Source organism: Galactobacillus timonensis, assembly GCF_900240265.1.
GTDB classification, from domain to species: Bacteria; Bacillota_I; Bacilli_A; order Erysipelotrichales; family Erysipelotrichaceae; genus Bulleidia; species Bulleidia timonensis.
This window is the reverse complement of the sequence record NZ_LT964740.1, coordinates 58,378-70,172: the sequence shown is the minus strand read 5'-3', so window position 1 is coordinate 70,172 and position 11,795 is coordinate 58,378. Positions and strand designations below refer to the sequence as shown.

Genomic DNA, 11,795 nt, shown 5'->3' with positions numbered 1-11,795 from the left:
TTTCATGAGGGCAATGGAAATGAAATCCTCTTCTGCCCGCAGCCCGTTTGATATCTGGAAGGCGATCTCCTGGGGCATTCTGGCTTTGTACGGGCTGTTTCTGCTGTATCCGCTGGTTCGCCTGTTATTCAGTGCAATCTATGTGGACGGGCAGTTTACGCTGGAGTATTTTGGGCAGTTCTTTGCGAAAAAATACTATACTTCCACCATCTGGAATTCATTAAAGGTCAGCTTTATGGTGACTCTTGTTTCGTTAGTCATCGGTGTTCCGCTGGCCTACTTTTATACGCTCTATGATCTGAAGGCAAAGCGTGTGCTGCAGGTATTAATTATTCTCTGCAGTATGTCGGCGCCGTTTATCGGTGCTTATTCCTGGATCCTTCTGCTTGGCCGCAATGGTCTGGTGACGGGCTGGTTTAAGGCAGTCGGTATTACGCTGCCAACGATCTACGGGTTCCGCGGCATCTTCCTTGTGCAGGCATTACAGCTGTTTCCACTTGTTTTTCTGTATGTGTGCGGCGGGTTAAAGAATGTGGATCAGTCGCTGCTGGAGGCGTCGGAAAATCTTGGCTGCACCAGTGCGAAGCGGTTCTTTACGGTTGTGATTCCGCTATGCATGCCGACGATTCTGGCCAGTGCGCTGCTGGTATTTATGCGTGCATTTGCTGATTTTGGTACGCCGCTATTAATCGGTGAAGGCTACCGTACCTTCCCGGTCATTATTTACAATGCCTATTTTTCGGAAGTCGGGACCAATCACAGCTTCGGCGCTGCGGTCAGCGTGATTGCAATCGTGATTACGACACTGATCTTCCTGCTGCAGAATTATGCCAACAGCAAGTTTCAGTTTACGATGAATGCGCTGCATCCGATTGAGCGCCATCCATGCTCCGGGGCAAAGAGCTTCTGGATGAATTTCTTCGCCTGGGCGGTGGTGTTAATTTCATTTATGCCGCAGGTGTATGTGATCTATACATCGTTCCGCAAGACGTCGGGCAAGCTGTTTGCGCCTGGCTATTCGCTTGACAGTTACCGGACAGCGTTTGCTTCGGTCGACAGGGCGATTCCAAATACGTTCATCATTGGCCTGGAGGCTTTGGCGATTACGGTGCTGATCGCTATTTTGATCGCTTACCTTGTGGTGCGCCGCAAAAACAAGACCAACCAGGTCATTGATACGCTGTCGATGGTTCCTTATATTATTCCTGGTTCGGTCATTGGTATTGCGCTGGTCATTGCCTTCAGCTCGAAGCCGTTAGTATTGACGGGAACAGCCGTGATCATGGTGATTGCGCTTGTGATCCGCCGTATGCCGTATACGATCCGCTCTTCGGTTGCGATTTTGCAGCAGATTCCGATGTCGATTGAAGAGGCGGCGATTTCTCTTGGCTCTTCCAAGATGAAGGCCTTCTTCCAGATTACTGTTCCGATGATGGGAAACGGAATTCTTTCGGGAGCGATCCTGTCCTGGGTTACGATCATTACGGAGCTGTCCACGGCAATTATTCTTTACAACCTCAAGACCGTGACGCTGACGCTCGAAGTTTATATCAATGTGACGCGCGGAAGTTATGGTGTCGCGGCGGCGTATGCGACCATCTTGACGGCGACAACCATCATTTCGCTGCTGTTGTTTATGCGTTTTTCGAAAACCAAGGAGATTTCCTTCTAACACAGCTGCTGTCATACGCAGCGCTCAAACTACAGTAAAACGGCCTGACGAAAGTTGTCACGCCGTTTTTTTTTCACCCGCCTTTGCAGCGATGAAAGGAATCGATGGGCGAATATCGATTTGCAATGAGTGAAATGCAATTTCCTGTAACATTTACAGGGTGACAGGGAGCTGCCAATCACAGGCACGGATGTTAGGGTCGGGCAATAAGAGCCACTCTCGAGTCGGAAAGAAAGGGCCATTTTCAGTCGGATTAAAAGGGCCAATCGTGCGTAAATGAATGATAAGAGGTTATGTTGACCACTACACCAATACCGGAAGGAGGATTATGAGTTCAAATGAAATCGATAACCTCAATGAAACTGTAGCAAAAGCATTGCAACAGATGAAAGCTGAGCGGGGTGATACGTTCTCTTTGAAGAAGGTCAACCTTGCAGAACTCTTCCGGAGGACTGGCATCAGCCGCAAGAGACTGCGTAATGCAAAGAAGCATGGACTCCGGATCTTCGCTCATGGGAACACAGGCCGGGAAAAAGGCAATGCGGTCCTCATCGGCTACACGGGATCATCGACAACCTGCTCCGTAAGGGAGTGACGAATTCCAATGTCATCCTCGAACGCCTGCAGGAGAATGGATACAAGGGCGTTCTTACCAGAGTTAAGAACTAAATCAGTGACCACAGAAACCTTATTCCGGCAAAACGTAAGGCAGTTGCTCCTCAGGGCAGCCGGGGGCAACGTTATACGTCTGCTCCAGGTGAACAGTTCCAAATGGACAGGGGCTTCGTGAATGTCGAAAGTGATAAGGGAGGATCATACCGCGCAGCGTGCTTCGCGATGATGTGCCATCACTGCGGATCCCGCTACATCGAGTTTTTTCCGAATGCCAAGCAGGAGAACCTGTTCATCGGAATGATCCATGCATTCCTGAGACTCGGTGTTCCGGCTGCTGTTCTGACAGTCAACATGAAGAGCGTTGTCACCTGCCGCGCGGTAGGTTCCGTCTTTTGCTACACTTACACTTCCTTTCCGCAGGCGGCAAGGGATTAATACCCTGTTTGAATTTAGAAAAACGCACGCGTGAGGGGGCATCGGTCTTTTGGCAAGCGGTTTTAGAGATTCAGGCCGCCCCTCACTAAGAAAAATGCGCTGGCGTCTTGCTACTTTCTGTGCTATTTAATGAGTGAGCCAATGGCTTGCCGGTCATAACGGCCAGAATATTATGAACGTGTATGTTCAGCCTCCGCAAACGACGGGGCGCTTCGGCGTAGAATATCGTTTACGTGTAAGGAATCCTGCCTGTTGGCAGGCTTCCATAAGTAAACACAATCTGTATCCATTGATACAGATTATCAAAGCCGCCCCTCTGTTGCAGAAGGACGGCTTTTCACCTGCAAAAATGAAGGGAGAAACGAAAATGGGAAAGCACCGCTTAAACAAGTACGAACGGGAAACGATCCTTCTGACATCAGAGGGTGATGACACATGGGGATATCTATACTTTCAATACCGATCTTAAGAACAGACTGAAGATATTTGCAGCTCAGCACCCGGATCTCTGCAGCCTGAAGGAAGAGAACAAGGAACACGGCAGCGTCTCTGATACAATTCAGAAATCACGTGTCTCGATCCCGCTTCTTGCACCGTGTAGTGAGGGCAGACGCAAGGCGGCCAGTGAATATGCAAAAAACACAGTATAATCTCCAGAAATAAGCAAGGAAATCTTGTTGAATAACAAGATTTATGATAAGTTTCCTGTGCTATAGGAAGATTTGCTTCTCGAAGAAAATGGAGATATCTATGAGACATATCAGCTATAAACCCTTGTGGCACACACTTCTGGATCGAGACATGAAAAAAGAAGATCTCCGAATTGCGGCTGGATTGACCACGAACATGATTGCTAATATGGGTAAGAACAAAGGTATCAGCATGGAAACGTTGGAGAAGATCTGTGAAGCTCTGAAGTGTGAAATCACAGATGTTATCGAATTGACCGATGAGCTTCCGGAGATAAAGGAAGCGAAATAATAAAACTGGAAGGTGGTATCTTATGCCTGAACAGCAGAATATCGAATGGAAAGAATCCTGGCGGGATGAATATCTGAAATGGATCTGCGGCTTTGCGAATGCGCAAGGAGGCAAGCTTTATATTGGCTGTGATGATAACGGCAATGTTGTCGGGATCGATAATTCCAAGAAGCTCTTAGAGGACATCCCGAATAAGGTTCGTGATGCCATGGGAATCATCGTAGGCGTTAATCTTCTGACGGAAGGCGGCAAAGAGTATATTGAGATCGATGTGCCTTCCTATCCGGTCGGGATCTCCTGCAAGGGCGTATATCATTATCGTAGCGGCAGCACAAAGCAGATCCTCACCGGTCCGGCGCTGGAAGCGTTCCTTCTCAGAAAGCATGGAGCGACCTGGGATAACTCCCCGATGCCTGCTTTTACAATGGATGATGTCGATGATAATGTTGTTGCGGCATTCAAGAAGCTTGCAGCTAAGAAGGGCCGCATTGATTCAAGCCTGCTGGATGAACCGAAGGAAGTTCTGCTGGACCGGCTGCATCTTATCAACGGGGACTATCTGACCAATGCCGCGATGCTTCTTTTCAGCAAAGATCCGGAAAGGTATCAACTCGGGGCTTTCCTGAAGATCGGCTATTTTAAGACGGATGCCGATCTTCTTTACCAGGATGAAGTTCATGGATCCCTTCTGGAGCAGGTGGACAAGGCAATCGAGCTGATTTATCTGAAGTATATGCGGGCAAAGATAACCTATGAGGGGATACAGAGGATCGAGCGGTACTTTGTGCCGGAAGCTGCGCTTCGCGAGGCCTTGTTGAATGCGGTATGCCATAAACAGTACCAGTCCGGAATCCCTGTTCAGATCAGCGTATATGAAGACAGGCTATATGTTGCTAATGTCGGAAGCCTTCCGGAGGACTGGACGCTTGAGAAATTGATGAACAAGCATACCTCAAAGCCGTACAACCCGAATATCGCTTACGTCTTTTACCTTGCCGGATTCATTGAAAGCTGGGGACGCGGAGTTGAGAAGATCTGTAATGCTCTGAACGCTGACAACTTACCGATGCCTGAGTATACAGTAAATTCCGGTGATATCATGATCAAGTTCACGGGCCCGGAGGATCGTATAATCAGGGTGTCTGGCCGGTTATCAGAAAAGTTATCAGAAAAGTTATCAGAAAAGCTTTCTGAAAAGGAGCAGAAAACTCTTGAGATACTTATAGAAGATCCTGGCTATACTTCTCCGCAGATAGCGGAGAAACTGAATGTCAGCAGAGTCTCTGTGACAAAATACCTGAAGACTTTAAAAGAAAAGGGATTGATTGAAAGAATCGGTTCTGACCGTAAAGGGTATTGGCGAATCACAAAGTGAGAAAGCATTCCCTGTTTGATTTGCGGCTTGTAATAAGCATCGAAAACTGAATATTAAAGATGATGGAAGCGTCGGCGTTATTGTCGGCGCTTTCTCTGTCTTAAGAAATGACCGGAATGACGGAGTAATGCCGCCAGTTCGGTCATTTTTGCGTTAATGAGCAAAATGAGGAGGCATTATGGAAAACAAGATTTATGGATACGTCAGGGTGTCCAGCGTTGATCAGAATGAGGATCGGCAACTAATGGCTTTAAGCAAGGTGAACGTTCTGGTGAAGAACATCTATATGGATAAACTCTCCGGCAAAGATTTCAACAGACCGCAGTACAAGAAGCTGGTAAGAAAGTTGAAACCGGGAGATTTGTTTTATATCCTCAGCATCGACCGTCTGGGCCGCAATTATGAAGAAATCCAGAATCAATGGCGTATCCTGACAAAAGAGATCGGGATTGACATCTGCGTTCTGGACATGCCGCTCCTGGATACCAGAAACGGTAAAGATCTGATGGGAAACTTTATCGCGGACCTGGTATTGCAGATCCTATCATTTGTGGCACAGTCTGAGCGCGAGAACATCAAGAAACGCCAGCAGGAAGGTATAGCGGCAGCAAATGCCAAGGAAGTGAAATTTGGCAGGCCGCCGCGCCCTCTTCCAGAAAACTTTCATGAGATCCATCAGGCATGGCGAAACAAAAAAATAACACTCCGACAGGCTGCTGATGCCTGCGGAATGCCGGAAGGAACCTTCTATGGAAAGGCTCGGAAATTCGAAAACTCTGGTTAAGGAAAACCAGTCAATAATTTGGAAAAGTGTACTTTTGGAGGCTTATAACAGAGGGCAAATTTATCTTGTAAAGCCGTTAGAATTTTATGTCCCTTACTAAGAAAAATGCGCTGGCGTCTTGCTACTTTCTGTGCTATTTTATGGGTGAGCCAATGGCTTGCCGGTCATAACGGCCAGAATATTATGAACGTGTATGTTCAGCCTCCGCAAACGACGGGGTGCTTCGGCGTAGAATATCGTTTACGTGTAAGGAAGCTTGCCTGTTGGCAGGCTTCCATTTTTTAAGGATTGGTAATGCTATGAAGATTGTTACGGTCAACCAGACGCTGCTGAAGGAATTCCAAAAAGACCCAGAGGTGCTCAGGAAGACAGCACGCCCATGCGTTCTAATCATCCGCTTAAAATATAAGGGCGTGAACAGGTCCTTTGCTGTTCCTCTGCGATCCAATATTTCTTCCAACACACCGAAAGACCAGTATTTCGCGCTCCCAACGAGGCCGACAACTCGTGCGGGAAATCATCACGGTTTGCATTACATCAAGATGTTTCCAGTTACTAAGAAGTACCTCGTCAGATACCGGACCGAAGGCAATGTATTTGCCACGACGATTCAGACTGTGATTGATAAGAATGAAAAGCGCATTGTAACCGAATGCCAGAAATATCTCGACGATTACTCAAATGGGCACCGGCTGCCGTTTTCCACAGACATTGATCTTCTTCTCAGTATTCTCGATTCTTTGTCATGACTTTATTCCATCTCATTCTTCCTGTCGTCACGTTTCCCGTGAATTTTTTCGTGACAGCCCCGGCACCAGTAACAGGAACAGTAAAGAAAAAGAAAGTACCTCAGGTACAATTGAATCTGCTGACTAGCGGTTAGCTGAATCACTTGATAGAAGTACATTTGAAAAATGGCGCAGAAAAGCAGAATAAAACTGCAAATACAAACCGTGACAAAGGATTCAGCCTGTATACTATTCTGTCATTGTGTCGCTCAGCACGCGGGAGGCTGAAGGCGCAGATGTCCTCCTGGTAGTTTGTAATCATTGAGTGCAATTGATATTAGCAGAGTGGATTGAAATGCTTCTGTGGCGGAAGGGAAAGCTGTACTGTTCTTGCAGCAGGTAATCAATGCAAGACTTTTCAGGCATTCGGAAGGATATTGCAACGCGCCCAGGATACGGGTGAGTCTACACCGGCATTTCTACAGTGCATCATTGCAAGAGAAAACATCCGCTTTAGCTCGGTGTGAGAACCTGTGAAACTGATTTGTTTAATGAAATCTCTTAAAAAAGAAACAGCCCCCGCAAATGCAGGAGCTGTTTTCTGTAAATAACGATGCTCAGATCGGACGCACCTTGAATGGCTTCACATCTTTGACCGCATCTTTTGCGGTGATGCGAACCTCGTTGTTGTCAAGATCGATCAGGACATACTTACGGTTGCCCATGCCAAGCTCATGCATGTAAGAAAGCTGACGCAGACCGTGACGGCTTTCCATACGCTCGACCATGTCGTGCTTGTCACGCTCGCTCATTGCGAAGATCATGTCGACGCTTGCTGAGTCAATGGCACAGATATCCAGCGAGGCAAGGATACCAACGTTTGGTGTTACGACTGGCTGGGCAGCGAGGCCTTCGCAATCGCAGGAAACTGACATGTTGCGCATCACATTGACAAAGCAGATCGAAGGAGCGAAATGATCCACGACCGACTTGCTGGATTCCGCGATCCGCTCCATGAACTCTTCTTCACCAATGGACCACTGATCTTTGCCCGGATAGGTATGGATCATGGCTTTACCAATGCGGCCGTCAGCACAGCCGATACCGATGTTCTTGTTGGAGCCGCCGAAGCCGCCCTGGGTATGACCTTTGAAATGGGTGAGAACCACAAGCGAATCATAGTTCAACAGATTTTTTCCGACGCTCATGTGGTCGAACCACTTGCCGCCCTTGACCGGAAGATCCGCCGTACCGTCCGCATCCATGATGTCGACCGGACAGAAGGTCCATCCGTTGACCTTCAGGGTTTCACGGTGCTGCTCAGTTGTATAGCGGTCGCCTTCATAATACGTATTGGTCTCAACGATCGTACCGCCCGGAATATCATCCTTGATCAGTTCCTCAACCCAGGGACGGGGAAGAATGTTCGGACCGTTTTTCTCACCGGTGTGGAGCTTGATCGCGATCTTTCCATGAATGACCGAATTGACCTTTTCATAGGCTTTCTTCAGCCCCGCTGCCGAAAGATCTCTCGTAAAGTAAACGATGGATTCACCGCCCGTACGCTGATCATACGGAACATAAACACTGCCGTCTCTGGTTTCTGACATGATGAAACCTCCTATATGACTATTGTACCAATGTATATGCTTTTGGAAGCGAAAACACAATCCCGTCCGGATTGTCTCTCGCGGCTCTGTGCTAGAATTTTACAGATGAAACACGTGCATCATTCTTCGATCCGTCCGTAATTTTTTCGGGTTAAGGTCCTTCTTTGTGAAGAAGAAAGCGATAAAGCGGCAAATTGACTCTATTTTACTGGACTTAAGAGAATGAAACGAAAACAATGAAAGGGGAGATTGAAGATTTGAATCGGCGACAATACTACATTGCGGACTGGATCAAATTCCTTGCCGCAGTTCTTGTGATAGCAATCCATACCGACCTTATTAAAGTCTTTTCGTCTGCTCTGGCGATCACCATTTTTGCTTATTTAGAAGCATTGGCTGTTCCTTTTTTCTTTACGTTCAGCGGCTTTTTCATTTTCAAAAGGATCCATGAAACAGGAAATCGTCAGGTGATTATTAATGAGCTGAAAAAATTTCTTCGTCTTTATGTTCTGTTGTCTGTTATATATCTTCCCTTATCGATCAAAGGCTGGATTTTCAAGTATTCAACAGGGACCAGTTTGACGGACGTCATTTTATTAGTGCTTCGGAATTATCTCTTTGCCGGTGAGCAGAATCTTTCATGGCAGCTGTGGTATCTTCTGGCGATGATTTACGGCCTGATTTTTCTTCACTTTTTTTGCACGCACAGTGGCAGTGAAAAGCAGAGTTTGATGGTAATCACAAGCATTCTTTTCTTTGTGTTCGCGGCGTATTTGAATCAGATTTCGTATAAGCAGATCATGATCGATACCATCCGGAACGGCAGACTGTTCACAGCCCCGGCTTACCTGTTGCTTGGCGGACTGGTTTATAAAAATCTCAATACCCTCATAAAGAAATGGCCATATGGAGCAGTTGTGATTGCGGCCGCTATTACGATTTCGTTTGTGTTTCACATCGGATATTCAACCGTTTCATTCCCGGCGTACTTTTCCATTCTCTGGATTTCTGCATGGAGCTTAAGCGTCTCCAGGCCTGTCAGATCTGCCAGCACAGCAAGGAAAGCAAGCAGACTGTTTTATTACAGCCATATGTATTTTTATGCGTTATGGAGTTCTCCTGAAAAGATCATTCAGACGTTCCTTTTCACAGTCCTAATGTGCAGTATTTTCAGTTGGCTTTATATCTATTGCAAAAATCATATTTCAATTCAGAAAAACAAAAAATTAGAAGATAAAACGAAATAAGGTGTATTCTGCTAGAATTTTACCGATGAAACATGTGAATCATTCTTCGACCCGTTTTTATTTACGGCTTGCGCTGCTGGCGGTCTGCCTTCTTTTTGTGTACTTTCTGCCGTACAGCTGGAAGCTTGTATATTCGCTTTTGAGGCATCAGAGTCTGTCTCTGGAAGATACGTATCTGATTTCCTATGACTATGTGCGCCAGTCGCTGCCGTATTACCGTGAGTTCTATCGTCTGATCGACAGCGGACAGATCTTCTGGAGCTGGAACAGCTTTCTCGGCAATTCGTTCTATACTTCAAAGGCTCTGTTTCTGATCGGGGATCCGTTTGCCTGGTTTGGCTATCTGCTGTTTCAGGTGATTTCCTATCTTCCAACGGTACAGTTTCTTCTCACCGGACTGCGCCTGCTTACGGCATGTGTCTGCTGTTCTGTATGGCTGCGTCGCCTGCACCGCTCGGATCGCTCCGTCGCTCTTTTCAGCATCCTGTTCATGTTCAGCGGCTGGAGTGATGTCTTTCTTGAGCAGGTTCAGTTTCTGAGCTTCTATGCCTTCCTTCCGCTGTTTCTGGCGGGTCTGGAAGACATGATCCAGAAACGGCGGCCTTATCTGCTCGCCTTTGCGAGCGCTCTTCTTTCATGCATCAATTTCTATCTTCTCTGGCCGCTGGGTGTATTCGGCATCCTTTACTTCATTGTCCGCTGGAAAGAGAGTAAACAGACTCGTTCAGGGAGCTTTTCCTCCTCGTTTGTTGGTACTGCCTTGCAGTCACTGGTTCTGATTCTGCTTGGCATCGGCCTTGCCGGCTTCCTTGTCGTTCCAACTCTTCACGCGATGCTCAACAGTCCGCGTCTTTCCACGTCGCTGAATCATTACAGTCACTGGAGCCTTACCAATATCTGCGCCATTGTGATGAGCTTTTTCATTCCGGTGATCCGCGGCAGCAATCTCCTGTATCACGATTACTGGTACTACTTCTATCAGATCGGTACCTATGCCGGGACGCTTTCTCTGCTGCTGGTGCCTCAGGCTTTCAGGGGGAAGAAGTGGAACCGGATGATTTTCGCTGTGACACTCGCCATGTTTGCCTCTCCGCAGATCGGACTGTTCTTTCATCTGACGTATTCGTTGCGCTATTCGTTCATGGCGGTACTCTGCCTGGTGCTGCTTGGCTCTGAAGCTTTTGAAAATGCGCTGGAGCCGGCTGTGCTGAAACGGAGTGCTGCTGTCCTGGTGCTGATAATCGCATGTCTTGGCGTAGTGATTCCGGCATGCAGCGGCATTTCTTTTCATGATCATTATCCGGAACGGCTGATGTTAGCGGCGGGGGCCGTCTTTGTGATCCTGGAAACGGTTCTTCTGATTCGTGGAAGGAAGAAGGCTGTCATGGTTCTTGCTGTTTCGGAAGCGCTGTTACTCGGAAATTATTCCATGCGCAGTGCCATCAGCGAAGGAAGTGAAGCCGAATATCTTGCCTATGATGAAGAGATTCAATTCATCATGACGCAGCTGAAAGAGATGGACTCCTCATTCTTCCGCGTCGATCTTGAAACCGGTATTCAGAGTGATCAGAACGCCCTTGCCAATGCGGGCATGTACTATGGCATTCCTTCGCTTTCAAGCTACGACAGCCTCTATGAACCCTCACTGCATGATTATCTCTCCTGGTATGGCCTCTATCCGGATGTCAGCTGGCAGTTCAATCTGCAGGATGCGGGCCAGTTTGCATTGCTCGATACGAAGTATTCCATCTGTTCACCCAAGTATTCTTCGGTACGAAGCGATGAGCCGTTCTTTTCAAGCGAGCACTTCAACGTCTATCAAAATGACAGTGTAGAGGGTATGGCATTCCGCGTCAGGGATCTGAGCAGAGCTTCGCTTCTCGACCAGCTTGCCGAGCAGCCCGAAGAAAACCATGAACGGATCCTTTCACTGCTGGAAACTACAGCGGTCGTACCGGATGACATGTATGAAGATCTTTTGGACACATGTTCAGAGGTACCAATGTCTGCTTCGCCGGTAACGTACAGCGGTACGTCGCTGTCATTTACAATTACCAATGACGCGGATGCCTTCTGGGTATTCAGCGTACCGGCAGCGCAGGGCTGGAGCGTTGCCGTCAACGGGCAGGCGGCACAAACGATTGTCAGCGACGGCGGCTTCATCGGCCTCGTATTGCCGGCCGGTACATCTGATATTTTGTTTCAGTATGCGGTTCCAATGTTCAAAGAAGGCGTTGTGATCAGTTTCTGCAGCGGGATTGTTCTTGCCGGCCTTGTTTTATGTCATCATCGCCGCACCAATTCCCATGCAACCAGGCACTGATAAGGGCACAGGCGGTGTGATAGAA

11 protein-coding genes are annotated in these 11,795 nt (G+C 47.6%); 10 read left to right on the top strand and 1 reads right to left on the bottom strand.

Features of this window, described 5'->3' with window-relative positions; translation table 11 throughout:
- The first annotated feature begins 4 nt into the window (after positions 1–4).
- The 8 genes from C1714_RS10775 (at position 5) to C1714_RS13870 (ending at position 6,611) form a co-directional block, all read left to right on the top strand.
- Complete coding sequence (locus C1714_RS10775) at positions 5–1,672, top strand: ABC transporter permease (RefSeq protein ID WP_245305121.1); 1,668 nt, start codon at positions 5–7, stop codon at positions 1,670–1,672.
- A gap of 328 nt (positions 1,673–2,000) precedes the next feature.
- Positions 2,001–2,267, top strand: a complete 267-nt coding sequence (locus C1714_RS10770) for a hypothetical protein (RefSeq protein WP_210115332.1) — start codon at positions 2,001–2,003, stop codon at positions 2,265–2,267.
- A gap of 176 nt (positions 2,268–2,443) precedes the next feature.
- Positions 2,444–2,722, top strand: a complete 279-nt coding sequence (locus C1714_RS10765; protein ID WP_102343265.1) for a hypothetical protein — start codon at positions 2,444–2,446, stop codon at positions 2,720–2,722.
- A 428-nt stretch (positions 2,723–3,150) separates the two neighbouring features.
- Complete coding sequence (locus C1714_RS10760) at positions 3,151–3,372, top strand: hypothetical protein (protein ID WP_210115331.1); 222 nt, start codon at positions 3,151–3,153, stop codon at positions 3,370–3,372.
- 100 nt (positions 3,373–3,472) lie between these two features.
- A complete protein-coding gene (locus tag C1714_RS10755; protein ID WP_342587478.1) occupies positions 3,473–3,703 on the top strand; it encodes a helix-turn-helix domain-containing protein in 231 nt (76 codons plus the stop codon).
- Positions 3,704–3,725: 22 nt separating this feature from the next.
- Entirely contained in the window at positions 3,726–5,078 is a 1,353-nt protein-coding gene (locus tag C1714_RS10750) for an ATP-binding protein (protein ID WP_102343264.1), read from the top strand.
- A gap of 178 nt (positions 5,079–5,256) precedes the next feature.
- Positions 5,257–5,862 (top strand): recombinase family protein, encoded by a 606-nt coding sequence (locus C1714_RS10745; protein ID WP_102343263.1) that lies wholly within the window; start codon positions 5,257–5,259, stop codon positions 5,860–5,862.
- A 542-nt stretch (positions 5,863–6,404) separates the two neighbouring features.
- Positions 6,405–6,611 carry a hypothetical protein gene (locus C1714_RS13870; protein WP_167850028.1) on the top strand — a complete coding sequence of 69 codons (207 nt, stop codon included), beginning with the start codon at positions 6,405–6,407 and terminating at the stop codon, positions 6,609–6,611.
- Between the two features lie 596 nt (positions 6,612–7,207).
- On the opposite strand, the gene C1714_RS10735 is transcribed toward C1714_RS13870, so the two are convergent.
- On the bottom strand, positions 7,208–8,200 hold the full coding sequence (locus tag C1714_RS10735) for a DUF362 domain-containing protein (RefSeq protein WP_102343261.1): 993 nt from the start codon (positions 8,198–8,200) through the stop codon (positions 7,208–7,210).
- 236 nt (positions 8,201–8,436) lie between these two features.
- Between C1714_RS10735 and C1714_RS10730 the strand changes: the two genes are divergently transcribed.
- The gene (locus C1714_RS10730) at positions 8,437–9,447 is read left to right on the top strand and encodes an acyltransferase family protein (protein WP_102343260.1); all 1,011 of its coding nucleotides are present in this window, start codon (positions 8,437–8,439) and stop codon (positions 9,445–9,447) included.
- 25 nt (positions 9,448–9,472) lie between these two features.
- Positions 9,473–11,770, top strand: coding sequence for a YfhO family protein (locus C1714_RS10725; RefSeq protein ID WP_102343259.1), 2,298 nt, complete (start codon positions 9,473–9,475; stop codon positions 11,768–11,770).
- The last annotated feature ends 25 nt before the right edge of the window (positions 11,771–11,795 follow it).